Here is a 24,615-nt window from a genome sequence, read left to right on the forward strand (position 1 = left end):
CCTCGTTAGCGTGTCTTCACAAGGAGCCCGGGACCCGGACCGACACGAAGTCCGGCCGCGGCACCACCTCGAAACCGATCGATTCGTAGAGCCGGATGGCCGAGGTGTTCGTCGCCGCCGCGTGCATCATCGGGTGTTCGCCGCGGGCGCGGATCCCCGCCGCCACCGCGCGGATGAGGCGGGTCGCCAATCCCTGGCCGCGATACGCCGGGTCGGTGCAGACGGCGCTGATCTCGGTCCAGCCGGGCGGATGCATCCGCTCCCCCGCCATCGCGATCAGCTCGCCGTCGCGCCGGATCCCCAGATATGTCCCCAGTTCGATGGTCCGCTTCCGGAACGGCCCCGGTTTGGTCCGCTCGACGAGGTCGAGCATCTCCGGGACGTCGTCGGGCCCCAGCACGACCGCTTCGGGATCTTCGGCGGCTTCGAGCGCGACGTCGACCAGCCGGACTCCGGCGATCCTGCCGAGGACTTCCCAGTCGGCAGGGACGGGCAGCGCGTTGTGGACCGTGACCGTCTGGCCGGGGCCCGCCAGCGCGGCGACGTCGGCCCACACGCCGTCGTCCGGCTCAGGGGGCAGGGCGAAGAACGGCGCGACGTCGACCTGGTAGCGCAGGACCTGGCCGGAACGCTCCGCGAAATGGGCGTGCGGGCCGGTCAGCGAGGCCCAGGCCGGGTCGTCGAAAGGGGTGACCATGACCGCTCCGACACCGGCGGACCGGCTTTCATTCCCGCTCCCACATCCTGAGCGCTCAGCCACCCGGCACGAGCAGCGGCGAATGCGGGTCGAGTTCGACCCCGCGTTCCCGGAGCGTGTCGTCGATGACCCGCCAGATCCACCGCACCAGCTGGCTCGCGAGCTCCGGGAGCTCGAGGCCGCCCGGATTCTCCAGCCAGCGCGCGGCACTCGTGTCGACGAGGCCGACCAGCCCGAAGGCGAGCGGTTCGGCGATCCGGCCGTCGAGATCGAAGGTGTCGAGGTAGTGCTCGAACAGGATGGAGAGCTGCCGGGCGATCGCCGTTCTGACGTCGGTGATGGCGTCGCCGCCGCGCCGCCCGGCTTGGGAGTGCCTGGCGAGATAGCGGTAGAGGTTCCCGTGTTCGGCGAGCCAGCCGGTGTGTGCGCCCACCGCGATGGTGATCAACTGCATGGGCGTCCCGCTCGGGTCCCACAGCGGGGCCAGTTCGGCGGTGATGAGGCGGACGGCGCGGTCGGCGATCGAACGCTGCAGGTCGGCGGCGTCGTCGAAGTGCTTGTACACCCGGGTTCTGGCCACCCCCGCCTCGTCGGCGATCTGTTCGGTGGAGACCTCCGGACCGTGCTCGGCGATGGCGCGCAGCGCCGCGTCGACGAATTCCCGTCGACGGCGCTCCCGCTGTCCCGCCCAGCGCGCCGCCCGGCCGTCCGGCCGCGGCGCGTCGGCTTCAGGCGTCATCCCCCGGAGTTTATCGGTGGCCGGGTTACCGGTACACTGCCGTACCCGTTACTTCGGGAGACCGCGATGAGGAATGACGTCGACGAGACCACAGCGGACGCCACGCTGCTCGACGCCTTCCGCGCGGGTGACATCGCCGCCGGCGAAACACTTTTCCGGCGCCACGCCGAGCCGCTCCGCCGTATCGCCGCCGGCTGGGTCGCCGACCCCGCCGAACGGGACGACCTCGTGGCCGAAGCCTTCGTGCGGGTTCTGAGCGTCATCCGAGACGGCGGCGGGCCGCGCGAAAACCTCCGCCCCTACCTCGCGGTCACCATCCGGAATCTCGCCGCCAAGTGGAGCCGTCACCACAAACGGGTCGAGCTGTACGGCACCACCCCGGCGGTCGAAGAGGCCACCGGCGTCGTGGGCGCGGAGGAACTCGTCATCCTCCGGTCGAACGCCCGGCTGGCGTGGACCGCGTACTGCGCGCTGCCCGGCCGCTGGCGGACCGTGCTGTGGCGGACCGAAGCCGAGGGCGATTCCCCGAAGGTGGTGGCGCCGCTGCTGGGCGTGTCGCCCAACGGCGCCTCCGTCCTCGCCTTGCGGGCCCGCGAAGGGCTGCGCCAGGCATTCCTCCAGGCGCAGGTCCCCGAGACGGGAACGCCGTGCTGCCAGGAAGCGCGGCGCCGGATGGGCGCGTGGCTGCGCGGCGGCGTGCCGGGCCGCCGCGCGGATCTGATCGCCGAGCATCTGGCGGGCTGCGAACCCTGCCGGACCGTCGCCACCCGGCTCGACGAGGTCAACCGCGAGATGCCGCCGGGCGTCCGCGCCGTCCCCGCCTGAGTCGGCCGGATACCGGAGCGGCCTCCCGCGCGGTCGGCTGAAGTCCTCCGAAGTGATGACGCGGACTCGCGCCACTTCCAAGATCCTGGCCCGGTGACAGAAAAAACCGGCACCCGGCCGGGTGCCGCCTGGGGAATCCTCTTCGGCGGGCTCGCGGTGTTCGTGGCCGCCCCCGCGCTGCTGCTGGCCACCGGGCACGACGCGATCACCCCGTCCGCGGATTCGGCCAAGGAACTTTCCCTCGCGGGCGCCCTGGTCCCCGCACTGGCCGGGATCCTGCTGATCCACGGGATCCCGCTCCACGCGCCGAAACTGCTCCCCGAGGTGACCGACCGGCGAGGACTGGGCAGACAGGCGACGGCCCTGGCGCTCATCGCGTTCCTGTGGCCGCTGGCGTTGTACCTGTTGTCGGAGGCGGGACAGCAAGCGCTGGTCCGCGACATCTGGGCGCTCGCCAAACCGCTGGTTTTCCTGGCGCTGCCGTTGATTCTGCTTCGAGCGCTGCCCGCGCGGGATTCCTTCCGGCTCACGTGGCGGCCCCGGGAGACCTGGCAATGGCTCGCGCCGATCCCGGCGGTGCTCGTGTTCGGCTGGCTCTACGTCCTCGGCCCGCTCGCGCCGCCGCTGCCCACTTCGGAGGACTACCCGGACCCGGTGTACCTGGCGGTCGGCGCGACGCTGACGTTCTTCACCGCGAACGTCCTCGAAGAGGTGTTCTTCCGCGGCATGCTGCAGACCCGGCTGGAGGCGCTTTTCGGGCGGTGGCCCGGAATCCTGCTGTCGGCGCTGCTGTTCGCGTGGCTGCATCTGCCGACGCACGGACAGGGATCACTGCCGCTCACCCTGGGCGCGATCGTCGCCTTCCAAGGGTTCTTCGGCCTGTTCACCGGTTACCTGTGGTCGCGCTACCGCAACCTCTGGGCACCGATCGCCGCGCACACCGCGATGAACACGCTGCCGCTGCTGCTGATGTGACGCGCCGGCGGGTCGTGAGTGGCGATTCGGGTTCTAACCCGAATCGCCACTCACGACCCGCTTGACGTCAGGCGCCGATGGTCGCCGCGTCGATGACGAACCGGTAGCGGACGTCGCTGTTCTCGACCCGGTCGTAGGCCACGTTCACCTGGTCGGCCGAGATCGTCTCGATCTCCGCGCCGATCCCGTGCTCGGCGCAGAAATCGAGCATCTCCTGCGTCTCGGCGATCCCGCCGATCATCGAGCCGGCGAGCACCTTGTTCCCACCCAGCAGCGAGAAGGCGTTGTAGGACAGCGGTTCGCCGGGCGCGCCGACGTTCACCATCGCGCCGCCGACGCGCAGCATGCCGAGGTAGGAGTCGACGGGCAGCGTCGCCGAAACGGTGTTGAGGATCAGGTCGAAGCGGCCGCGCAGCGCCTTGAACGTCGACGCGTCACCCATCGCGAAGTAGTCCTTCGCGCCCAGCTTCAGGCCGTCTTCCTGCTTCTTCAGGCTCTGGCTGAGCACGGTGACCTCGGCACCCATCGCGACCGCGATCTTGACCGCCATATGCCCGAGCCCGCCGAGACCGACGACGGCGACCTTCTTGCCCGGCCCCGCTCCCCAGCGGTTCAGCGGGGAGTAGGTGGTGATGCCCGCGCACAGCAGCGGGGCGGCGACGTCGAGGCCGATGCCTTCCGGGATGCGGCAGACGAAAGCGTCCTTCACGACGATCTGGCGGCTGTACCCGCCGTAGGTGTTCTCGCCGTCGAAACCGACTCCGTTGTAGGTCTGGATGTTGCCCTTGACGCAGAACTGCTCGGTGCCCGCGAGGCAGTACTCGCACTCGCCACAGGAATCGACCATGCAGCCGACCCCGACCCGGTCGCCGACCTGGTACTTCGTCACGTCGGAGCCGACCGCGGCGACGACGCCGGCGATCTCGTGACCGGGCACCATCGGGAAGATCGCGCTGCCCCAGTCCTCCTTCACCTGGTGGATGTCGCTGTGGCAGATCCCCGCGTACGCGATGTCGATCAGCACGTCGTCCGGACGCAGGTCGCGACGCTCGATCGTCGTCGGCGACAGGGCGGCGCCCGGGGACGGCGCGGCGATGGCGTGCGTGGTCGTCGTCATGAAACCCTCCGAGAAACAGTGAGACCATGTAAGAGGTCACTTACAACCAGCGTAAGAGGGCTCTTACATATTCCGCGACCGGGACGGTGTGATCCACGACATGGGCGGCAAGTACCATCACGGCGACCTTCGCGCCGAACTCGTCCGGGTCTCCCTCGACCTGATCGCCGAACAAGGGCTCGGCGCGTTCTCCGTCGCCGAGGTCGCCAGGCGCGCGAAGGTCAGTCCCGGCGCGCCCTATCGGCACTTCCCGGACAAGGAAAGCCTGCTGGCCGCGATCGCCGCCAAGGTCGCCTGCCAGCTGGCGGACAGGGTGCACGACGCCATCGAGGCCGAAAGCGAACCGGTCGCCGCGCTCGCCGCGGCCGCCGGCGCGTACACGGAGTACCTGATCGAACGCCGGGCCGGGATGAACATCATCTACTCGGACGGCCTGCAGGGCCCCGAGCACGCCGCGCTGCACGAGCAGACCCGGCGCCTGACCGACCAGTTCGTCATGCTCTGCCTCACCGTCGCCGACCGGCCGGAGGACGGGCTCGAACTGATGGAGCAGCTGTTCACCCAGGCGCACGGCTACGGCACGTTCTACCTCGACGGAGTGTTCACGAAACAGGGCTATTCCAAGGAGGTCGTCGTCCGGAAGTCGGCCGAGGCCGCCCGCGCCGCGATCGAAGGCCGCACGAAAAGATGAGGTGAACCGCGGTGATCAGTTCCGGGAGCGCTTCACGCGCACGCGCGGGAGTGCTTCCGGACAGCCGCCGTCGCACCGGATGTGCGCCCAGACGATCTTCCCGCCGCGCACCGGCTCCCGCCGGACACCCCATTGCACGGCCACCCCGTCGACGACGAGAAGGCCGCGCCCGCGGGGATCCTCGAACTGCGAGCACCGCGCCCGCGGCTGTTCGACGCTGACATCCGCGACCTCGATGCGGACAGCACAGGGCGACACGCCACGCCACAACTGGATGTGGCGTGCGCCACCCCCGTGCACATAAGCGTTGGCGACGAGCTCCGTCGCCGCCAGCAGGACGTCGTCGCGGTGTCCCTCGCCGAGATCGGGAAGGCATCTGACCACCCAAGCGCGCATGTCCGGCAACGCCCGTGGCGTCGTGGCCCGCAGGTCGAGCACCCAGGTTCCCGGCACCGGATGCTCCGCGATGTTGATCATGGAGCCACCCTTCCCCTCGCGCGCGACCTCCTTGCTGAAGTCGCACAACCGGGTTACCCAGAACGCCCACTGATCAACCCGTGTTGAACGCGACACGGGCGTCAGCGCACCGCGATACCCTCCAGCACCGTCTTGACCACTGCTTTCACCGCGGGCGACGTGGCCACCCGCGGGCCATGCGGGAGCAGCGCGGTGAGCACCGATTCGTGACAGACGCCGACCAGCATCGACGCCGCCGCGTCGACATCGCCGTCCAGCCTGCCGAGTTCCTTCTCCGCGCGCAGATATCCGGCGAGGCGATCGCGCCAGGTCTCCCCGTCCCCGGCCAATTCGCCGAATCGCGCGAGCACGGCGGGGCGGGCGAGCAGTCCGGCGAACGCGGGCAGGATCTCCTTGTGCAGAGCCAACCCGTACGCCAGCTGGGCGCGGAGATTGGCTTCGACCGTGGCCGAACCGGGCGCCGGCAGCTCGCCGAGCCCCGCTTCGACCCGCCGCACGTGTTCCGCCAGCGCGTCGGCCAGCAACTCCTCCTTGTCGGTGAAGTGGTTGTACAGCACGCCGTCGGCGACCCCGGCCGCCCGCGCGATGGCCCGGACCGTGAGTTCCGCGGTGCCGTTGGCGGAGATCAGGTCCGCGGCCGTGCCGATCAGATGCTCGCGCAGGCTCCGGCCGTCTTCGGTGTCGCGCAGTGCCGCCGCTTTCCTCGGTGCCATCAGGATTTCGCCTTGACCAGCCACGCGGCACCGCGCAGCCGCACACCGCCCGGCCCGGCGAAGGGCCGCAGCGCGGCCGAAAGCGCTTCTCGCGCGCCGTTCGCCGCTTCTTCGCCGGCCAGACCGAGGTGGTACCTGACCGGACCCCAGTCCGCGATGAACCCGGCGGCGTCGGCCACGTCGCTCCCCCAGACCTGATCGGCCTCGACGCGAGTGGCCGTGAACTCGCGGAATCCGGCGTCCGTCAGCACCGAACGAGCCCGTTCGGGGTTGGCGAACGCCGTCGGACCGGTACCGTCCTCGCCGGTCGGGGTCGGCAGGAACGGTGACAGCGCGCCGAAAACGGTGCCGAGATCGGTTCCGGCGAGTGCGGTCATGCACAGGAACGCGAGCCTGCCGCCCGGCTTCAGCGCCCTGCGCACGTTCGCGAACGCGGCGACCGGATCCGCGAAGAACGTCACCGCGAACCGGCTGAGCGCGACGTCGAAAACCCCTTCCCCCAGCGGAAAGACCTGGACGTCGCCCTGCTCGAACCGCACGTTCGCCACGCCTTCGGCCTCCGCGCGGGCCCGCGCCGTGGCGAGCATCGGCGCGGACAGGTCGATCCCGGTCGCCTCCCCGAGCGGAGCCCGAACGGCGGCGAGCCGGGTGACCTGGCCGTTTCCACAGCCGATGTCGAGCACCCGGTCCCGCTCGCCGATTCCGGCGGCGTCGAACAGGAAGTCGTTGAACCCGCTGTTCACCGCGTCGTAGCGCCCGTCGTGCTCGGCCCAGTGCCGTCCCTCGTAGCCGTTCCACGCCTCGGACTGCGCGGTGTTGACGATGCCGGACATCGCAGAACCTCCTCCGTTATGAACGCGCGTTCATGAACACGTGTTCATACTGATCGAGGCTCGGTCTCGCCGTCAAGCGGCGACAGTGAATTCGGCGGTGCGGACCTTGCCCTCGTGCTGGAAGTCGAGGAACAGCCGGTAAGTCCCCGCCGTCGGGAACCCGGCGAAGAACGTCACCTCGGGGCCCGCCGCGGTCCGGCCGTCGCCGGGTTCGCCATCGGGGTGGACGTGCAGGTACGCGAGGTCGCCACCGCGCAGCGCGACCAAATGCCCATACGCACCCAGGTACGGCTGGAGATCGGTGACCGCACGGCCGTCCTTGGTGACGGTGAGGGTCACGTTCGACGGCATTCCCGGCGCGAGTTCGCCGTCGAGGTGGACCCGGTAGTCGTCGACCTCCGCGACGCGCGAAGTCCGGTATTCGACAGGGCGGAAGTCCCCGCCGGCGAAGAGATCGACGCCCAAGGTGATCCCCTCGCCGCCGCTGGGCTTGAAATCGGCGAACACGCGGTAGACCCCGGCGTCGGCGATGGTCAGCGGAACCGACCACGTGCCGTCGTCGCCGAGTTCGGGATGGATGTGCTGGAAGCCTGCGGTGTCACGGCGGACGACGATGAGGTGCAGCCGCTTTTCGTGCTCGACGTCGTAGGCGGTCACCGGCTTGCCGTCGGCGCCAAGGATTCGGAAGGTGAAGGGCGCCGTCGTTCCGGGGATGAGCTTCGTGGTGGTGGGCGCCAGGGTGTAGCCACCTTGGGTCGACGCGAGACCGGCGGGTTCGTGGCCATGCGTTCCGTGGTGCATCGTCATGTTCATGAGCTCACCATACATACCCCCTAGGGGTACCAGACCGCGATCCTCGTCACATACCCCTGAGGGGTAGCCGCAGTTCCCGTCCGGGCAAGGACCGCCGCCGGTCCGTCACCAGGATCATCGCCAGGGTCCCGATTCCCAGCCACACCACGAGCTGCACGATGCCCGACGTCAGTCCGTCCGTCCCGGTCAGCAGCGACCGCAGCGCCACCAAGGCGCCGTTGGTCGGCAGGATCCCCAGCACGGTGCCGAAAAAGCCAGGCACGGTCGAGACCAGCGAAGCACCGACTGTGAGCACGAGGATGGCGAGGGCGGCGAAGCGGCCAGGACGTTTGAAGATCGCCACCAGCGCCTGGTTGACGACGGTGAACGTCCCCGCCGCGAGCACGAGCACCACCAGCAGCGTCACCGCCTTGCCGAAGCTCAGGCCGAGGAACGCCCAGAACACGCCGGTCAGGATCAGGGCGGTCAGCACCGCCAGCGTCGCGCCGGGGACGGCTGCGGCGAGGATGATCCGCCAGCTCGGTTCGCGGGTGGTGAGCACGCTCGGCGGCACCGCCCGGATCACCTGGTACGTCGCCAGCGCGCAGCCCCACAGCGCCAGCACCAGGATCAGCGCCACCGCGCCTTCGCCGAACGATCCCGAGCCCGCCGTGTCGGCGATCGCGGGGGTGGCGGCGACCTGTTTGAGGTGGTCGCGTTCGGCCTGGGTGTAGTCGGGCACCTTGCCCCGGCCCTCGTTGAGGCCCTTGGCCAGTTCCGAGGCCCCGGATTCGGCGCGCTCGGCGCCATCGGCGGCGGAACGGGCGCCGGTGGCGAGTTCACCCGCACCGGTGGACAGCGTCGTCGCGCCGCCGGCGAGTTGCCCGGAGCCGTCGGCGAGCTGCCGTGCCCCCGAATCGGCGGCCTTGACCCCGGCGTCGAGTTTCCGCGCGCCGTCGGCCGCCGTGCCGATGCCGCCCGCGAGTTCCTTCGACTTGTCCGCGAGCTGCTTGTTCCCGTCGGCGACCTTCTGCGAGCCCGCCGAAAGGTCTTGCACCGCCTTCTTCGTCTGGACGACGGCGTCGCGGATTTCGGCGCGTTTGCCGTCGAGGATCGCGGCGTCGGCCGTGAGCTTCTCCGAAGCGGCCTTGAGATCGGCGCAGAACTTCGTGTCCTGATCGCATTTCCGGGCCAGTTCCGCGAATTTGCGCGCCGAGTCGCCAGCCGACGGCAGGGCGTCGATGATCCGCACGACCTTGTCCGCCAGCGGCGAGATCTTGTCGGACAGCTGCTTGTTGCCGTTCGCGACCTGCTGTGCCCCGTCGGCCAGTTCCCTGGTCAGCCGGGGCAGCTGCGCGGTGTCCTTCTCCGCCTGCGTCAGCCCCGACGACAACTGACCGGAACCGGTGGCGAGCTGCCCGGTGCCGTTCGCGAGTTTGCGCGCGCCGTCCGCCAGCTGCCCGGCGGCGCCGCTGAGTTTTCCCGCCCCACCGGCGAGTTCTCCCGCGCCCGCGGCCAGTTTCCCGGTCCCGTCGGACAACTGCCGCAGTCCGACCACGAGCTGGTCGCTGCCGTCGGCCGCCTGCACCAGCTGCTGGTGGATAGAGGAGAACCCGACGTACAGATTGTCCACATAGGTCTCGACGATCTGCCGGTTCAGCGCGGTGAGCGTCGCGTTCGCGACCTCGCGGCTCGCCACCGGATCGACCAGACCGGTGCGCTGTGACGTCTCGACGCGCATGATCGCCTGCTTCGCGTCGAGCGGCTTACCCGACGTCGACGTGGCCTGCGCGGAGAAGTCCCGCGGAATCGTCACGACGGCCGAATACGTGCCGTCGGAAATGCCCTCCTTCGCGTCCTCGGCGTCGGTGAGCACCCACGTGTAGGCGGAATCCTCGCCGTGCACGAGGTTTCCGGCCAGTTCCCGGCCGAGCGGGATCAGCTGCCCGTTCACCGTCACCGGCTCGTCGTCGTTGACCACGGCGGCCTTGGCCGCGCCGTGGTTGGCCTCGGGCGACCAGAACGCCCACGCCAGCCCGAGCGCGACGATCACCGGCACGAGCACGATCCCGAGCCAGGTCTTCCAGGTCAGCGGTCCGATGGCGGTCGCGCGGGCGGAACCGGTGAAGAAGCGGGACATCAGCGGACCTCGGCGGGGACGGGGGCGGGTGTCATGGCGAGACCCGCGACGGCGGTGGTGGGCAGCAGATCCCGCACGATGGCGAGGCTCTGGCAGGACACGGCGAAGGTCGCGTCCCGGCTCGCGAACGAGGCTCGCAACCCCGCGCGCTGGGCGGTGTTGACGACGGTGTCCAGGTCGTCGAGGAAGACGAGCGCGACACCGTCGTCGAGCGCGCGACGGACCTCGCCTGCCGGGTCGTCGGTCTCCTTGCAGGCGACGAAGGCGACGTTCCGCCGGACGGCGTGCGCGTGCTGCGGCAGCACCCGGCCGAGGACCTTCAGATCACCGCGGACGTTCGGCACCCGGCCGGCGAGCGCGTAGAGCAGCGCGCTCTTGCCCGCCGGGCCGGAACCGTGCACGGCGAGGATCTCCCCCGGGCCGAGATGCAGTTCGACGTCGCGGAAGATGGTGCGGCCCCGGTCGTCGTCGACCCGGAGACCGGCGGCACTGATCACCTCGGGCGAACCCGGCGCGGGCCAGTCGGCGAGCCGGAGTTCGTGGACGAGGCCGTCGCCCTCGGCGTCGAACACCGGGAGTTTGCGGTCCAGCCTCGGCGGCAGGCCCCAGGCGCGCGGGCCCAGCAGCGCGAGGATCGCCGGCACGAGCGTCATCCGCACCAGGAAGGCGTCCACGAATACCCCGACCGCGAGACTGAACGCGATCGGTTTGATCGTGGCGCTGCCATCGGGCACGAAGGCGGCGAACACGCCCAGCATGATCACCGCCGCCGCGGTCACGACCCTCGACGCGGACACGAAGCCCGTCTCGATCGCCTTGTGCGCGTCGCCGTGATGGACGTAGTCCTCCCTGATCCGGGACACGAGGAACACCTCGTAATCCATGGCCAGTCCGAAAAGGACACCCATCAGGATGATCGGCAGGAAGCTGATCACGCTGCCGGTGCGGGTGACGCCCAGCGCGTCCGCCAGATGTCCCTGCCCGAACACGAACGACGTCGCGCCGAACGCCGCACCGATAGAAAGCAGGTAGCCGAAGGTGGCTTTGAGCGGCACGAGGATCGAGCGGAACACCATCGCCAGCAACACCAGCGAGAGCCCGACGACCAGGATGCCGAACGGCAGCAGCGCGTCACCGAGTTGCGTGGACACGTCGATGCCGACGGCGGTGAACCCGGTGACCGCGGTCTGCACGCCGTACCGGTCCTTGAACTGTCCTTCCATCGACCGCAGCCGTTCGACGAGGTCGTCGGTCGCCTCGTCGAAGGCGCCGGTCGTCGGCACGACCTGGATGATCGCGGTGTCGCCCTTGGGGTTCGGCGTCGCGAGTGGGACGACGGCGACGCCGGGCACCTTGCGGATGTCGTCGGCGATGCCGTTGGTGATCCCGACCGGGTCGGTGGTCGACAGGATGTCCGCGGTGACGACGAGCGGGCCGTTGAAGCCTGGCCCGAAATGCTCGGCGACGGCGTCGTAAGCGACCCGGGCCGGGGTGCCGTCCTCGTCGGTTCCGTTGTCCGGCAAGGCGAGCCGAAGATCCAGCGCGGGAACCGACGCGATCGCGAGCACCCCGACGATCAGCGCGATCGTGACCCACGGGGACTTCGTGGCGAGCCGGACCCAGCGAAGGCTGAACCGCGTCTTCTTCTTGGTCTTCCGTGCCTTTCGCGGCTTCTTGGGCCGCAGCCGTTCGCCGGCGAACGCCAGCAGCGCGGGGATGAGGGTGATGGCCACGATCACCGCGACCGCGACGCCGCCCGCCGCCGCGATACCCATCGTCGTCAGGAACGGGATCCCGGCGACGAACAGGCCCAGCAGCGCGATCACCACGGTGAGCCCGGCGAAGATGACCGCCGATCCGGCGGTGGCGGTCGCCCTGGCGATGGACTCCTCGACCTCGAGTCCTTCGGCGAGCTGATCCCGGTGGCGGGAAAGGAGGAAGAGCGCGTAGTCGATGCCGACGGCCAGCCCGAGCATGACCGCGAGCATCGGCGCCGTGGAGGACACCGTCGCCACCGACGTCGCCGCGTAGACCAGCGCCACCGAGACGCCGACACCGAGGATCGCCGTCAGCAAAGGCATTCCGGCCGCGATGAACGAACCGAACACCATCAGCAGCACGACGAGCGCGATGACGAGGCCGATCCCCTCGGTGGGGCTGAGCTTCGGCACCTTGTCCGAGAACGCGTCGCCGCCGGTGAGCACCTCGGTGCCGTGGCCGATCCGGTTCTCCAGGTCCTGTGCGATCCCGGCGAGCGCGGTCCGGGTCGACGGCTGGATGTCGGCCAGTCCGACGTCGAGCTGGACGGTGACCAGCGCGGCGCGACCGTCCTTGGACACCGCGTCGTGCACGGCCGGGTCGAAGGGATTGACCACCGTCGAGACCTGCGGGGCACCGGTCAGCTCCGGGACCACGGCGGAGACGGAGTCGCGTACAGCGGCGGAATCGGCCCGCTGCCCTTCGGGGACGAGCACCACCAGCTGCGCCGACGTCCCGCTCACCTGCGGGAAGACGCGCCCGAGGTGATCGAGCGCCTCCTGGGACTCCGAGCCGGGGATCGCGAACGTGTCGTCGGTGCCCTGGCCGAACAGCAGCGCCGCGCCGCCGGAGACGCACAGCACGACCAGCCACAACGCGGTGACCAGTACGCGTCCGCGGGCGGCCAGCCTGCCGAGGCGGTAGAGGAATGACGACACGATCGGCTCCCGGCGCTCGTTGGATACATGGCGTATCGTAATACACGCTGTATCCGATTCACGATGTATCCTGTCCCACAGCCGGGTGAACCGGGCCGATGCGAAAGAATGGCGAGATGACCGAGGAGCGGGGCGCCACCATGACCAGGCGCCGGGCGGACACCCGCCGCCGGCTGATCGACGCGGCGTACGAGGCCTTCTCCGAACGCGGCATCCGGGACACCCCGGTCGAGCTGATCTGCGAACGCGCCGGCTTCACCCGCGGCGCCTTCTACTCCAACTTCAGCTCGAAGGAAGACCTCTTCCTCGCCCTGTTCCAGGAGGAGAACGCGATCCGGCTCGAGCGGTTCCGCGAGGCCACCGAGAGCGTGCTCGGCGACACCGTCGTCGGCGCGCACGAAGACCTCTCCCCCACGCTCGGGCGGATCGCCGAACTGTTCATGGTCGCGCTCAACGCGGACAAGGACTGGTACCTGCTGTGCGCGGAATTCCGCACGCAGGGCCTGCGGCAGCCGGAGCTCCGCGACCGGATCGGCGCCGCGTTCCGGCATTTCCACACCGAACTGGGCGCGATCCTGGTCGGCACCCTGGACCGGATCGGCCGGAAGCTGACGATCTCGGCGGACGACGCGGTGCTCGTCCTCGTCGCCCTGTACGAACAAGGACTGCAGAACTATCTGCTGGCAGGCGGCGAACTCCCCGCCGACGGCCGGTTCGTCAGCGAACTGATCCCGAAGGTGATGGCGTCGCTCATCGTCCCGGCGCACTGACCCGTCAGCACCGGGGCGGAAGCCACCCGGGCGTGGTCACGACGCGCTCGGGCGCCACGGGCATCTGCGCGGTCTTCGGCCCGAAGACGAAGCCGACGAGCCCGCCGGGACAAACACGCACCGCGCCGGGCCCCTCCTGGGTCCCGGATTCGCGCCAGGCGACCGGATCCAGCCCGACCCGCCACACCTTCCAGAACGACGCTCCGTCCCGATGACCGGTGCACGGATCGCCCTCGGGCAGGCCTTCGACGCGGCAGACGTAGCGGGAATCGCCGTACGGCCCCGATCCGTCCCCCAGCCGAACCGCGAGCCCGGAGCGTTCGAGCGCGGTCCGCGCGTCACCGGGCGAGCCGGGCACGCACCGCACGAGCACGCCGACCGCGACGGTCACCCCGTCCGTTCCCTCGCAGGCACCCGTTCGCGCGACGGGGTCCACGGCGGGAAACAGGGCCACCAGGCTGAGGAGCACGGTCAAGATCGACATCTTCGAATACTAAGGGTGTCCACCCGGATGCGCACAGTGGATCTTTACGAAATATAGACGCGGGCCACGCTTGCACATTCTTCAGCACAGGAAAAAGATGTGTTCTTCTCGCGCGCACCACTCCATCGGGTGCGGCTCTTCGAAAGGTTCAGAGCGTGACGCGCAGGCGCCTTGTCGCATTCGTCGTTCCCCTCGCCCTCGCCGGATTCCTGCTCACCGCGGGCGGCACCGCCCACTCACGGCAGCCGTCACAGAGCCCGGTCGACATTTCCCCCGGCGCGATCAGGTTCGACCCGGCCCTGCCGAAACCGGACATCTCCTACGGCCACTCACACCTGGACCTCGAATACATCCGAAAGGACGCGTCGGACGCCAACGGATGCAGTACGAGGAATCACGAAGAAACCGAAGAGGCCATCGTCAAGCCGGGCACCGGGCACGTCACACTCGCCGGGGTCCGCTACGACCTCGAACAGTTCCATTTCCACACGCCGTCCGAACACCGTTTCCTCGGCCGCACCGATCCGCTGGAAATGCATTTCGTGCACCGTAGTGCCGCCGGGAAACTGCTGGTGATCGGCGTGCCGCTGCGCTCGGGCGCCGCCTCGCCGGTGGATCGCGTCCTGGCGAAGCTCGCCCCGGAATGCGGCGAAACGGTGGCGTTGGAGGACTTCGACCTCGCCACGCTCCTGCCCCGCGACCGGAGCACGCTGCGGTACGACGGCTCGCTCACGACGGCCCCGTTCACCGAAGGGGTGCAGTGGTTCCTGATGTCCGAGCAGACCGTTTCGCCGTCGACGATCGCGCGGTTCCAGGGCCTGTTCGGTGCGGGCAACGCCCGCGCGCCGCAGCCGCTCAACGGGCGGCGGCTGACCGTGGTGCCGCAGTTCTAGTGCCACCGGCGTTTCATCGGGATTTCATGGCTCCGCCCTACGGTTCCGGGCACGGATCCGCGACCGCGGACCGGTGGTCCACGAGGAGACGTGCATGAGCCCGGCGAGCCGGACCCCGTACAACATGGTGACGCCCCGGGACGACGCGCCGAACCCCGGGCAACGGGACGGGGTCGCCGGACCGGGCTGGAGCTGGGCGGCGTTCTTCACCCCGTGGGCCGACGGCCGCCCGTCGCCGAGGTACCGCTGGACGCTGTTCGACACCGCCGCCGACGCCGTCGAAGACCTCCGTCGTTGTCTCGACGACGGCGCCGTCGGCCGGCGCGGCGCCCTCTGCTCCTCCGTGCTCCGCAAACGCGGCGCACCAAGGGAATTGGTGCTGTGCGACGCTGCGGAGTGGGCTTACGCCGTCCACGAGGTCCGCGCCGGCGTGCACCTGGCCGACGCCGCCGACACCTACTTCGCGCGCTGGCGGACGAGCATGGCGGGGCACCGGTTCACGATCGTCAACGCCGGAGTACCGACTGTTTGGTGAGCTCCAGCCCCTCCAGCGCGAGAGTGCGCTGAGCGGGATCGCCGTCGGGTCCGATGGTGGTGAGCACCCACTCGAAATGCTCCCTCGCCGCCACCGGGTCACCCGCCGCGAGGTGGGTACGGCCGAGCCGGTTGCGGATCTCGGACTCCATCCCGACGATGGTCTCCTCGGTGACCGCGGTCAGCGCCCGCCGCTGGAGTTCGAACGCGGCGTCGAGGTTCCCCAGTTCCAGTTCCGCGGCGCCCAACCGGGCGAGACTGGTCGCGGTCAGAAGGCCGTCCGTGGTCTCCTCGGCGAGTTCGACGGACCGCCGGAGGTCGAGCGCGGCTTCGGCGAACCTGCCGGTTTCGAGCCGGACGGTGCCGCTGTGGCACAGCACCCTGGCCACCATCCCGGGACTGCCGATCTCCTCCCCCAGCGCCTGGGCGCGGCCGAGGTGGCCGAGCGCCTCTTCGTGCTCCCCTCGCATGTACGCGAGATAACCGAGCGCGGACAGCGATCTCTCGGCGAGCCACCTGTCCCCCACCTCGTCGGCGAGGACCATCACCCGCCGCATGCCGGGGATCGCCAGATCGTGCCGTCCGGCGATCAGATCCACCATGGTCAGCCCGCCCAGTGCCCGCGCCTCCACACCGCGGTCCCCGGAGGCCTGGCCCGCCCGCAGTGCGTCGTCGAACCAGCCGCGCGCCCGGTCCAGCTGCCCTTGCATGGCGTAGGCGTAGCCGAGGCAGAACCGCAGCGACGAGACGAGACGTTCGTCTTCGGCCCGTTCCGCCAGCGGGAGCGCGATCTGCAACGCCGTCCGGCATTCGTGGTACCGCTGCTGACGCGCGAGATAGTCGACCAGTCCCTCGGCGACGGCGCACGCGAGGTCGTCCAGCCCGGCTTCGGCCGCTTGCGACACCACCTCCGGCAGTTCGCCGACGGCGTCGAGCCAGGCGGAAGCGTCACGCTGGCCTGTGAAAGGACCACCCGTCTCCAGCGGGAACCGCGCGACACCCCATTCGCTCGCCCGTCGAGCGGCGCCGAGATACAAGCCGTACACGCGTTTCCGTGCCGCTTCGGCGGCCTCCTCGGGCATCTCGCCTGCGAGCCGCCGGGCGTAGACCGCCACCAGGTCGTGCAGCCGGTAACGGCCGCTCGCCGGCTCCTGCACGAGGCTCGCGTCGACCAGGCTTTCCAGCCGCCGCTCGGCTTCGGCGGGCGAGCAGTCCAGCAGCGCGGAGACCGAGAGCCGGTCGAACTCGGCGGTCGGCGACAGGCCGAGCACGCTGAACGCGTCCTGCTCGGCGGGGCGCAGCTGTTCGTACGACAGGCGCAGCGCCACCTCGACACTGCGGTCCTCGGCGGTCAGTTCGCCGAGCCTGCGCTCGTCGTCCGACATCCGGTCCACCAGATCCTTGAACGTCCACATCGGACGGTTCTGCAGCCGGGCGCCCGCGATCCGCAGCGCGAGCGGCAAACGCCCGCACAGCCCGGCGAGCGCACGCACGGCGAACCGCTCACCCTCCGCCCTCGGCGCCCCGACGATCCGGCCGAGCAGCCGTTCCGCCGCTTCGATACCCAGCGCGCCGAGGGAAACGCGGCGATCGGCGTCCAAACCGGACAGACGGCGACGGCTGGTCACCAGCACCCGGCTGCCCGGCCCGGACGGCAGCAAGGGCCGCACCTGCCCGGCGGACTCGGCGTTGTCGAGCACCAGCAACAACCGCAGTTGCGCGGTCGCCGCCCGCCACGACGCGGAGAGTTCGTCGAGATCGTCGGGCATGAGCCCGTCGTCTACCCCGACCGCGCGCAGCAGCCGACGCAGCGCGCGCTCCGGCGTCACCGGCTCACGACCTTCGGTGTAGCCGTGGAGATCCACGAACAACGCACCGTCCGGATAGGACTCGCGGAGCCCGTGGGCCGCGCGCACCGCGAGCGTGGTCTTCCCCGCGCCCGGGACGCCGTCGACGGTGTCGACCGAAACCGACTCCGGATCGCCGTCCGCCACGAGCAGCGCGAGTTCCCGGTCCCTGCCTACGAGTTCGCCGTTGGTGGCGGGCAATTCGTTGCGGATCCGGCGAGTAGGCTCCCGGCGCGGGGCGACACCGAGCAGCGCTTCGTCCCCGCGCAGCACCGCCTCCTGTACCTGCCGCAGCTCCTCACCCGGCTCGACACCGAGCTGCTCCACCAGCCGCTCGCGGACGTCGGTGAACACCTCCAGCGCCTCCGCCTGCCGCCCGCCGCCGTAGAGCGCCCGCATCAGCAACGCGGCCAGCGGCTCGCTCGGCGGATCGGCGGACACCAGCGCCGAAAGCTCGCCGATCACCTCGTCGAACCGTCCGAGTTTCAGCTGGGCCTTCAGTTTCCGGCGCAGCAACAGCAGTTTGCGTTCCTCCAGCCGTCGCCGCTCACCCTGGACGAACGCGCCGGGCAGTCCCGTCAGCGGCTCGCCGTGGAACAGCCGGAGCGCGTCGGCGAAGGTATCCACCGCGGCGACGAGGTCGCCCGCTTCCTCGGCGGCGGCCGCGACGGCGGCGACCTCTTCCAGCCGGATCACGTCGAGGCGCACCCCACTGCCGGCGAACCGGTAGCCACCGCGGTCGGACACGATCACCGAGTCCCGCGGCTTCGTCCCCGAGGTGTCCAGGCATTGCCGCAGCCGCCGGACGTACACCGGCAGCACGTTCGACTCCGGCGGTTTCTCCCAGAGCCCGTCGGTGAGTTCGTAATGGCTGACGGTCACGTCCGGGCGCAGCAGCAGCGCGGCGAGGACGGCCTGCTGGCGGACCGGCCCGAGGTCCAGCCGGGTCTCGCCGTGCCAGGCCCGCAACGGGCCGAGCACTTCGAACCGCAGTTTCGATTCCGACATGATCCCCCCTTCGTCCCGCACTAGCCCGGCACCACGATCCCGTGATCGAACGCGTACACGATCGCCGCCGCCCGGTCCCGCAACTCGAGTTTGGTGAAGATCCGGCCGATATGGCTTTTCACGGTCACCTCCGAAATCACGAGGGTCGCGGCGATCTCCGCGTTGGTCAGCCCCCGGCCGATCGCCCTGAGCACGTCCTGTTCCCTCGGTGTCAGCAGTTCCGGTGAACGCCCGCCGCTGCCGTTCCCGGCGGCCTGCCGGTAGGCGGCGAGCACCCGCCCGGTGACGCCGGGGTCCAGCCAGGCGTCACCCGCGGCGACCGCCCGCACGGCCCGGATCAGGTCTTCGGCGGGGGAATCCTTGAGCACATAACCCGCCGCGCCCGCCCGCAGCGCGTCGGCCAACAGGTTGTCGTCGTCGAAAGTGGTCAGCGCGAGCACCGGCGGATGCCCGCCGGTCCGCCGCAGCCGCCTCGTGGCCTCGACTCCGCCGACGTTCTTCATCCGCAGGTCCATCACGATGACGTCGACTTCGTGCGCGGCCAGCGCCGCGGGCACCTCCGCGCCGTCACCGCACTCCCCCGCGATGACGAACCCGTCGCGCCGGCGCAGGATGCGCCGCAGCCCGGACCGGACCAGCTCCTGGTCGTCGACCAGCAGCACCTGGATCTCGGCGGCGCTCACGGCTTGACCCCCGGCACGGTGACGCGCACGATCCACTGCCTGCCGCTCGGGCCGGCACTGAGATCGGCACCGAGCTGCGCCGCCCGGACGGCCATCCCGGCCAGTCCCGAGCCGTCCTCGGCCGCGCGGCGGACGGTCGCGGGGAGGGTGTTGCTGACGACGAGGTTCAGCCCGGAGCGGCCGGCGTCCAGCCGGACCTCCGCGGTCGCGCCGGGGGCGTGCTTGACGACGTTGACAAGTGATTCCTGCACGATCCGGTAGAGGCCCAATCCTTCCGAGGCGCCTACCCGGCCGAGGTCGCCTTCCTGTGTATAGCGCACCGCCAGTCCGGCGCTGCGGGTGCGTTCCACCAGCGTCGCGATGTCTTCCACGCCCGGTAGCGGGGCACTGCCCGACGGGGAGTCGGCCAGCAGACCGACCGTGCGGCGGATGTCGGCCATCGCCGCCCGTCCCACCTGCTCGGCTTCGGTCAGCGCTTCGATCGCCTCGTCGACGTCGCGGTCCTGTTGCAGCGCGTGCCGGGCACCGGTCAGGTGCAGCAGGGTGATGCTGAGCGAATGACCGACGACGTCGTGCACCTCACGCGCGATGCGCTGGCGTTCGGCGAGCAGCGCCTTGTCGCGGGAGGCGTCCCGGTTGCCGCGTTCGGCGGCCAGCACCCTGGTGTACCAGCGGGTCATGAGCCCGCCGCTGAGGCCGAGCAGGACCGCGACCATGTACACGGGCCCGCCGATCAGCCCGCCCCAGATCCCCGCCACGGCCAGCACCACCTCGGCGGCGATCGTGACGAGGGCGATCCCCCACGACGTCCGCAGGACACTGCCCGCTTCGGTGGCCGCGACCAGCAACAGCAACGGCGCGAAATCCGGGAGCGCGGGCTCGGCGAGCAAGACGGCGGCGGCGGCGATCAGCGCCGCCACCCGCGCCCAGGGCACGACCCAGCCCGTGAGCGCCCACGCCAGCGGTGTGGCGATCACGAGCAGCCCGCCCAGTGCGATCGGCTGCGGCGGTACCAAGGCGTCCCGCTGCACCACCGCGACCACGGCGAAGACCACGCTCACGAAGGTGGAACTCACCGGAACCCACCAGGGCAGGGCGAGCCCGGCACGGGCGAGACTCACCTGCGCCCGTGCCCGGAACCGGTCCCGCAAGATCTCCAGCACGGACATCAGCCTAGGAAGTCCCGGTGGGCGAGTCATCGTGCGGCGGTCGGCACCCGTCTCCGCCCACGGTAGGAGGCAGAGACCGATGAAATCCCGATGAAACCTCCGATGCTCATTCCTGGCTGAGCGCGACCCAGTTCAGTTTCTCCTGTTCTCGTTTCGGCAGGCCCGCGACGACGAGGTCGTACGAGTCCTCGATCATCTCCCGGACGAAGTCGTCGGTCAGCGAACCGTCCAGTTCGACGGTGTTCCAGTGTCGTTTGTTCAGGTGGTAGCCGGGGATGATCGCCGGATGCTCGGCACGCAACCGGACGGCCAGATCGGGCTCGCATTTGAGGCTGATCCGCAGCGGTTCCGCCTTGAGCGGACCGAGCGCGAACACCTTGCCCACGACCTTGAACACGTTGATGTCCTCGCCGAACGGGAACTCCTCCCGGGCGCCGGGGAAGCCGAGGCAGATCTTCCGGAGGGCGGCTGGCTTCATGGCGTTCAGGCTAATCGCGACCACCGACAGAAACCTGTCCCGTCCGGGCCGTTGACCGCCTGTCGGTGATTCACTGACGATGGGTGGAGCCGACTGGGTGGAGGCGAAACCGACATGCGCGTGAAACAGCTCGCCGTAGCGGGAATCCTGGTGCTGGGTGTGGTGCCCGGGGTCGCCGCGGCGGCCCCGCCGTCCGGAGTGGCAAGTGCCGCCCCGAGCGGCTGGGTGGGCACCTGGGCGGCGGCCCCCGCGGCCGGGGTGGCCGGGACCGACAACGGCTACCCGAACTTCTCGATCCGCAACATCGTGCACACCAGCGTCGGCGGGCACGAGGTGCGTGTGCGGCTGTCCAACGCCTTCGGCCGGACTCCGGTGCTGTTCGGCCGGGTGACCGTCGCGGTCGCCGCCGGCCCGGACACCCCGCAGGCCGTGCCGGGCACGATGCGCACGCTGACCTTCGGCGGGGATCGCGAGGTCACCGTGCCGCCGGGCGCCGACGTCCTCAGCGACGGCGCGGCGCTGACGGTGCCGAGGGACGGCGATCTCCTGGTCACCACGTACACGCCGACGCCGTCGGGTCCGGTCACCTACCACCCGCTGGCGATGCAGAACTCCTACTTCACCCGGAACGGCGACAAGGCGGCCGACGAGTCGGCGGCGGCGTTCCCGGAGAAGACCGCGGTCTGGCACTACGTGTCCGGTGTGGATGTCCGGGGCCGCGGCCTGCGGGGCAGTGTCGTGGCGATCGGCGATTCGATCACCGACGGGGCGAACTCGACCTGGGGCGCGAACCTGCGCTGGCCCGATCAGCTCGCCGACAAGATCAGCGCGCGAACGGGCGTGCTCAACGCCGGGATCAGCGGGAACCGGCTGCTGCTCGACGGCGGCAACTACGGCGTCAACGCGCTGGCCCGGCTGGACCGGGACGTGCTCGGTCAGTCCGGTGTGCGGACGGCGATCGTGTTCGAGGGCATCAACGACATCCAGCAGACCCCGCACCAGGCCGATCCGAACAAGATCATCTCGGCGTTGAAGCAGATCGCCGGCCGGGCGCACGACCGCGGTCTGCGCGTGCTGGGCGCGACGATCACGCCGTGGAAGGGCTGGGGTTCGTACACGCCGCAACTCGAGGAGACCCGGCAGGCGGTGAACCGGTTCATCCGGACGAGCCGGCTCTTCGACGGCTACATCGACTTCGACGCGGTGATCCGCGATCCCGCCGACCCGCAGCGGATGAAACCCGAGTACGACTCCGGTGATCACCTCCACCCCGGCGACAAGGGCTTCACCGCCATGGCGGACGCGGTCCCGCTGCCCGGGCTCCGCTGACCGTCAAGGGCTGCGCCAGGCGGTTCGGTGGGGCACGATGAACTGATGGCGAGCAGCGACAGCGGGATCCGGGAGACGGCGCGGCTGGTCCGGTTCGCCGAACACGAGGCACGTGCCGAAATCCTCCGGGCACGGCTCGCCGATCTCCACGGGACCATCCGGCTGGCGAAGCGGACGTCGAACCTGTTCCGGGCACGGAAGGCGACCAGCACACCGGGGCTGGACGTCTCGGGATTCACGCACGTGCTCGACGTCGATCCCTTGGCGCGCACGGCCGACGTCGAAGGCATGGTCACCTACGAGCAACTGGTGGACGCGACCCTGCCGCACGGGCTGATGCCGTTGGTCGTGCCGCAGCTCAAGACGATCACGCTCGGCGGCGCGGTCACCGGCCTCGGCATCGAGTCGTCCTCGTTCCGCAACGGGCTCGTGCACGAGTCGGTACTGGAGATGGAGATCCTCACCGGCGACGGCAGGATCGTCGTCGCCAGGCCGGACAACGAGCACAGCGATCTGTTCCACGGCTTCCCGAACTCGTACGGGACGCTCGGCTACGCGTTGCGGTTGAAGATCGAGCTGGAGCCGGTCAAGCCGTACGTCCGGCTCGACCATGTGCGGTACGAAGACACCGAGGAGTACTTCGCGGCCCTCGGCGAGGCATGTCGGAGCGGGTCGGCGGACTTCGTGGACGGAACGGTCTTCGGGCCGGGCGAGCAGTATCTGACGCTGGGCACCTTCACCTCCTCGGCACCGGTGACCAGCGATTACACCTGGCTCGACATCTACTACAAGTCGATCCGGTCCCGCGAGACCGACCATCTGAGCGTCCGGGACTACCTGTGGCGCTGGGACACGGACTGGTTCTGGTGCTCGCGGGCGTTCGGCGTGCAGCACCGGCTCCCCCGGTTGTTGCTGGGCAGGCGGTTGCTGCGGTCGTCGGTCTACTGGAAGGTCGTGGCGCTCGACCGCCGGTTCGGGATCGCCGCGAAACTGCTCAAGCTCCGTCGTCTTCCCCCGGAAGAGACCATCGTCCAGGACATCGAAGTGCCGCTCTCGCGGGCCGCGGAGTTCCTGGACTTCTTCCGCCGCGAGATCCCGATCAGCCCGGTGTGGATCTGCCCGCTGAAGCAGCGGCCGGGCGGCGTGAACTCGCCGCTGTACGAAATGGACCCCGGGACGCTGTACGTCAACTTCGGGTTCTGGTCCGCCGTGCCGCTGGACCCCGGCGAGGCGCCGGATACGCACAATCGGCTGATCGAGGCCGAAGTGACCCGGCTCGGCGGGCGGAAATCGCTGTACTCCGACAGTTTCTATGCCGAAGAGGAGTTCTGGCGGCTGTACAACGGCGACGCCTACCGGAAACTGAAGACGGCCTACGACCCCGACGGCCGCCTGCTCGACCTGTACGCGAAATGCGTGCGGCGGCGGTGATCGGGCCAGGGAAGAAGAGAGACGATCATGGCTGAGACGACCACCGTCGGGAAGATCTTCGAGCGGTTGCTCGGCCCGAGCGCCGAAGTGTCCATCACCGCCTACGACGGCAGCACGAGCGGCCCGGCGGACGCGCCGGTGTCGATCCAGGTGCGGTCGCCGTTGGCGCTGACGTACCTGATGTCGTCCCCTGGCGATCTCGGGCTCGCCCGCGCCTACGTCGCCGGCGCGCTCGACGTGGACGGCGATCTCTACTCGGCGTTGCGCGCGCTCGTGGCCCAGGTCGATCAGCTCAGCGCCGCGGACCGGTTGTGGCTGCTGCGCGAACTCGGACCGAAGCATCTGCGCCGAGTCGCCCCGCCCGCCGAAGAACTGCCGAGCCGCGCCAAGCGCGTCTTCGACGGGCTACGGCACTCGAAAGCGCGCGACAGCAACGCGATCTCGAACCACTACGACGTCTCGAACCGGTTCTACGAACTGGTGCTCGGCCCGTCGATGGCCTACACCTGCGCCGCGTATCCGTCCGAAGGCGCGTCGCTGGAAGAGGCGCAGGCGCACAAATTCGACCTGGTGTGCCGGAAACTCGGGCTCCGGCCCGGGATGCGGCTGCTGGACGTCGGCTGCGGCTGGGGCGGGATGGTCGAGCACGCCGTCCAGAACTACGGCGTCGAGGCGCTCGGCGTCACCCTTTCGCGCGAACAGGCGCAATGGGCGCAGAAGGACATCGTGACCAAGGGGCTCGCGGACAAGGCCGAAGTACGGCACCTCGACTACCGCGACGTCACCGAAACGGACTTCGACGCGGTGTCTTCGATCGGGCTCACCGAGCACATCGGCGCGCGCAACCTGCCGTCGTACTTCCGTTTCCTCGCCGGGAAACTGAAGCCGCACGGGCGCCTGCTGAACCACTGCATCACCAACCCGGACACCTCCGTCCCGCACCGGTCACGCGGTTTCATCGACCGGTACGTCTTCCCCGACGGCGAACTGGAATCCGTCGGGGAGATCGCCACCGCGATGCACGACAGCGGGCTGGAGGTGCGGCATTCGGAGAATCTCCGCGAGCATTACGCCACCACCCTCGGCGCCTGGTGCGCCAACCTCGACGCGAACTGGGACGAAGCCGTCGCCGAAGCGGGCGCCGGCCGGAGCCGCGTGTGGGCGCTGTACATGGCCGCGTGCCGCCTCGCCTTCGAACGACGGGAAATCGAACTGCACCAAGTGCTCGGGGTGAAGGTCGGCCCGGACGGCGACGCGGGCATGCCGCTGCGGCCGGACTGGGGCGTTTAGAGGA

Annotated in this window: 23 protein-coding genes; 9 read left to right on the forward strand and 14 right to left on the reverse strand. The window is 69.9% G+C overall.

The genetic code is table 11. From position 1 onward, the window contains the following. Positions 1–16: 16 nt before the first annotated feature. Positions 17–697, reverse strand: coding sequence for a GNAT family N-acetyltransferase (locus AB8M46_RS23935; protein WP_037339653.1), 681 nt, complete (start codon positions 695–697; stop codon positions 17–19). Between the two features lie 55 nt (positions 698–752). Next, entirely contained in the window at positions 753–1,436 is a 684-nt protein-coding gene (locus AB8M46_RS23940) for a TetR/AcrR family transcriptional regulator (protein WP_037339657.1), read from the reverse strand. Positions 1,437–1,502: 66 nt separating this feature from the next. Between AB8M46_RS23940 and AB8M46_RS23945 the strand changes: the two genes are divergently transcribed. Together AB8M46_RS23945 and AB8M46_RS23950 are read left to right on the forward strand one after the other, a co-directional pair. Continuing rightward, complete coding sequence (locus AB8M46_RS23945; RefSeq protein WP_378425502.1) at positions 1,503–2,261, forward strand: sigma-70 family RNA polymerase sigma factor; 759 nt, start codon at positions 1,503–1,505, stop codon at positions 2,259–2,261. A 93-nt stretch (positions 2,262–2,354) separates the two neighbouring features. Further along, positions 2,355–3,236, forward strand: coding sequence for a CPBP family intramembrane glutamic endopeptidase (locus AB8M46_RS23950; RefSeq protein WP_394361643.1), 882 nt, complete (start codon positions 2,355–2,357; stop codon positions 3,234–3,236). Between the two features lie 67 nt (positions 3,237–3,303). Here AB8M46_RS23950 and AB8M46_RS23955 read toward each other — a convergent pair whose 3' ends face one another. Then, positions 3,304–4,353, reverse strand: a complete 1,050-nt coding sequence (locus AB8M46_RS23955; RefSeq protein ID WP_394361644.1) for an NAD(P)-dependent alcohol dehydrogenase — start codon at positions 4,351–4,353, stop codon at positions 3,304–3,306. A gap of 88 nt (positions 4,354–4,441) precedes the next feature. On the opposite strand from AB8M46_RS23955, the gene AB8M46_RS23960 reads away from it, so the two are divergent. After that, the gene (locus AB8M46_RS23960) at positions 4,442–5,044 is read left to right on the forward strand and encodes a TetR/AcrR family transcriptional regulator (RefSeq protein ID WP_394361645.1); all 603 of its coding nucleotides are present in this window, start codon (positions 4,442–4,444) and stop codon (positions 5,042–5,044) included. A 15-nt stretch (positions 5,045–5,059) separates the two neighbouring features. Here the strand turns inward: AB8M46_RS23960 and AB8M46_RS23965 are convergent, their stop codons facing one another. The 6 genes from AB8M46_RS23965 to AB8M46_RS23990 all read right to left on the reverse strand — a co-directional run bounded on the left by AB8M46_RS23965 (position 5,060) and on the right by AB8M46_RS23990 (position 12,695). Then, positions 5,060–5,521, reverse strand: coding sequence for an ATP-binding protein (locus AB8M46_RS23965; RefSeq protein ID WP_037339664.1), 462 nt, complete (start codon positions 5,519–5,521; stop codon positions 5,060–5,062). Positions 5,522–5,622: 101 nt separating this feature from the next. Beyond that, positions 5,623–6,234 (reverse strand): TetR/AcrR family transcriptional regulator, encoded by a 612-nt coding sequence (locus AB8M46_RS23970; RefSeq protein WP_125736145.1) that lies wholly within the window; start codon positions 6,232–6,234, stop codon positions 5,623–5,625. Next, on the reverse strand, positions 6,234–7,067 hold the full coding sequence (locus AB8M46_RS23975) for a class I SAM-dependent methyltransferase (RefSeq protein WP_394361646.1): 834 nt from the start codon (positions 7,065–7,067) through the stop codon (positions 6,234–6,236). The genes AB8M46_RS23970 and AB8M46_RS23975 overlap by 1 nt, the downstream gene beginning before the upstream one ends. A gap of 72 nt (positions 7,068–7,139) precedes the next feature. Then, complete coding sequence (locus AB8M46_RS23980) at positions 7,140–7,880, reverse strand: hypothetical protein (RefSeq protein ID WP_394361647.1); 741 nt, start codon at positions 7,878–7,880, stop codon at positions 7,140–7,142. Between the two features lie 46 nt (positions 7,881–7,926). Then, the gene (locus AB8M46_RS23985) at positions 7,927–9,999 is read right to left on the reverse strand and encodes a YhgE/Pip domain-containing protein (RefSeq protein ID WP_037339673.1); all 2,073 of its coding nucleotides are present in this window, start codon (positions 9,997–9,999) and stop codon (positions 7,927–7,929) included. Continuing rightward, entirely contained in the window at positions 9,999–12,695 is a 2,697-nt protein-coding gene (locus AB8M46_RS23990; RefSeq protein ID WP_394361649.1) for an MMPL family transporter, read from the reverse strand. The genes AB8M46_RS23985 and AB8M46_RS23990 overlap by 1 nt, the downstream gene beginning before the upstream one ends. Before the next feature lie 116 nt (positions 12,696–12,811). Here AB8M46_RS23990 and AB8M46_RS23995 point away from each other — a divergent pair, with 116 nt between their 5' ends. Beyond that, on the forward strand, positions 12,812–13,465 hold the full coding sequence (locus AB8M46_RS23995) for a TetR/AcrR family transcriptional regulator (RefSeq protein WP_037339677.1): 654 nt from the start codon (positions 12,812–12,814) through the stop codon (positions 13,463–13,465). Between the two features lie 4 nt (positions 13,466–13,469). Here the strand turns inward: AB8M46_RS23995 and AB8M46_RS24000 are convergent, their stop codons facing one another. After that, positions 13,470–13,949, reverse strand: coding sequence for a hypothetical protein (locus tag AB8M46_RS24000; protein WP_394361650.1), 480 nt, complete (start codon positions 13,947–13,949; stop codon positions 13,470–13,472). 155 nt (positions 13,950–14,104) lie between these two features. Here AB8M46_RS24000 and AB8M46_RS24005 point away from each other — a divergent pair, with 155 nt between their 5' ends. Continuing rightward, on the forward strand, positions 14,105–14,842 hold the full coding sequence (locus AB8M46_RS24005) for a carbonic anhydrase family protein (RefSeq protein ID WP_394361651.1): 738 nt from the start codon (positions 14,105–14,107) through the stop codon (positions 14,840–14,842). A gap of 94 nt (positions 14,843–14,936) precedes the next feature. Beyond that, the gene (locus AB8M46_RS24010; RefSeq protein ID WP_378426235.1) at positions 14,937–15,377 is read left to right on the forward strand and encodes a hypothetical protein; all 441 of its coding nucleotides are present in this window, start codon (positions 14,937–14,939) and stop codon (positions 15,375–15,377) included. Here AB8M46_RS24010 and AB8M46_RS24015 read toward each other — a convergent pair. From AB8M46_RS24015 to AB8M46_RS24030, 4 genes are all read right to left on the reverse strand, one after another. Next, entirely contained in the window at positions 15,349–18,231 is a 2,883-nt protein-coding gene (locus tag AB8M46_RS24015; RefSeq protein ID WP_394361652.1) for a BTAD domain-containing putative transcriptional regulator, read from the reverse strand. The genes AB8M46_RS24010 and AB8M46_RS24015 overlap by 29 nt on opposite strands. A gap of 20 nt (positions 18,232–18,251) precedes the next feature. Then, positions 18,252–18,914 carry a response regulator gene (locus AB8M46_RS24020; protein WP_378426231.1) on the reverse strand — a complete coding sequence of 221 codons (663 nt, stop codon included), beginning with the start codon at positions 18,912–18,914 and terminating at the stop codon, positions 18,252–18,254. Next, positions 18,911–20,077, reverse strand: a complete 1,167-nt coding sequence (locus tag AB8M46_RS24025; protein ID WP_378426229.1) for a sensor histidine kinase — start codon at positions 20,075–20,077, stop codon at positions 18,911–18,913. The genes AB8M46_RS24020 and AB8M46_RS24025 overlap by 4 nt, the downstream gene beginning before the upstream one ends. Positions 20,078–20,189: 112 nt before the next feature. After that, the gene (locus AB8M46_RS24030) at positions 20,190–20,561 is read right to left on the reverse strand and encodes an MmcQ/YjbR family DNA-binding protein (protein WP_394361653.1); all 372 of its coding nucleotides are present in this window, start codon (positions 20,559–20,561) and stop codon (positions 20,190–20,192) included. Positions 20,562–20,675: 114 nt separating this feature from the next. Between AB8M46_RS24030 and AB8M46_RS24035 the strand changes: the two genes are divergently transcribed. From AB8M46_RS24035 to AB8M46_RS24045, 3 genes are read left to right on the forward strand one after another with little or no spacing between them, the layout of a single operon-like run. Then, complete coding sequence (locus tag AB8M46_RS24035; protein ID WP_394361654.1) at positions 20,676–21,890, forward strand: SGNH/GDSL hydrolase family protein; 1,215 nt, start codon at positions 20,676–20,678, stop codon at positions 21,888–21,890. A 45-nt stretch (positions 21,891–21,935) separates the two neighbouring features. After that, positions 21,936–23,321, forward strand: a complete 1,386-nt coding sequence (locus AB8M46_RS24040) for an FAD-binding oxidoreductase (RefSeq protein ID WP_378426223.1) — start codon at positions 21,936–21,938, stop codon at positions 23,319–23,321. A gap of 27 nt (positions 23,322–23,348) precedes the next feature. Beyond that, complete coding sequence (locus AB8M46_RS24045) at positions 23,349–24,611, forward strand: class I SAM-dependent methyltransferase (protein WP_394361655.1); 1,263 nt, start codon at positions 23,349–23,351, stop codon at positions 24,609–24,611. Positions 24,612–24,615: the final 4 nt, after the last annotated feature.

Source organism: Amycolatopsis sp. SB7-3, from assembly GCF_041021335.1.
In the GTDB taxonomy this organism is placed as follows: domain Bacteria; phylum Actinomycetota; class Actinomycetes; order Mycobacteriales; family Pseudonocardiaceae; genus Amycolatopsis; species Amycolatopsis japonica.

Coding starts and splice junctions, on each gene's coding strand:
- AB8M46_RS23935 (WP_037339653.1), bottom strand. CDS start 697: ATGGTCACCCCTTTCGACGACCCGGCCTGGGCCTCGCTGACCGGCCCG.
- AB8M46_RS23940 (WP_037339657.1), bottom strand. CDS start 1,436: ATGACGCCTGAAGCCGACGCGCCGCGGCCGGACGGCCGGGCGGCGCGC.
- AB8M46_RS23945 (WP_378425502.1), top strand. CDS start 1,503: ATGAGGAATGACGTCGACGAGACCACAGCGGACGCCACGCTGCTCGAC.
- AB8M46_RS23955 (WP_394361644.1), bottom strand. CDS start 4,353: ATGACGACGACCACGCACGCCATCGCCGCGCCGTCCCCGGGCGCCGCC.
- AB8M46_RS23965 (WP_037339664.1), bottom strand. CDS start 5,521: ATGATCAACATCGCGGAGCATCCGGTGCCGGGAACCTGGGTGCTCGAC.
- AB8M46_RS23970 (WP_125736145.1), bottom strand. CDS start 6,234: ATGGCACCGAGGAAAGCGGCGGCACTGCGCGACACCGAAGACGGCCGG.
- AB8M46_RS23975 (WP_394361646.1), bottom strand. CDS start 7,067: ATGTCCGGCATCGTCAACACCGCGCAGTCCGAGGCGTGGAACGGCTAC.
- AB8M46_RS23980 (WP_394361647.1), bottom strand. CDS start 7,880: ATGAACATGACGATGCACCACGGAACGCATGGCCACGAACCCGCCGGT.
- AB8M46_RS23985 (WP_037339673.1), bottom strand. CDS start 9,999: ATGTCCCGCTTCTTCACCGGTTCCGCCCGCGCGACCGCCATCGGACCG.
- AB8M46_RS23995 (WP_037339677.1), top strand. CDS start 12,812: ATGACCGAGGAGCGGGGCGCCACCATGACCAGGCGCCGGGCGGACACC.
- AB8M46_RS24000 (WP_394361650.1), bottom strand. CDS start 13,949: ATGTCGATCTTGACCGTGCTCCTCAGCCTGGTGGCCCTGTTTCCCGCC.
- AB8M46_RS24010 (WP_378426235.1), top strand. CDS start 14,937: ATGAGCCCGGCGAGCCGGACCCCGTACAACATGGTGACGCCCCGGGAC.
- AB8M46_RS24015 (WP_394361652.1), bottom strand. CDS start 18,231: ATGTCGGAATCGAAACTGCGGTTCGAAGTGCTCGGCCCGTTGCGGGCC.
- AB8M46_RS24030 (WP_394361653.1), bottom strand. CDS start 20,561: ATGAAGCCAGCCGCCCTCCGGAAGATCTGCCTCGGCTTCCCCGGCGCC.
- AB8M46_RS24035 (WP_394361654.1), top strand. CDS start 20,676: ATGCGCGTGAAACAGCTCGCCGTAGCGGGAATCCTGGTGCTGGGTGTG.
- AB8M46_RS24040 (WP_378426223.1), top strand. CDS start 21,936: ATGGCGAGCAGCGACAGCGGGATCCGGGAGACGGCGCGGCTGGTCCGG.
- AB8M46_RS24045 (WP_394361655.1), top strand. CDS start 23,349: ATGGCTGAGACGACCACCGTCGGGAAGATCTTCGAGCGGTTGCTCGGC.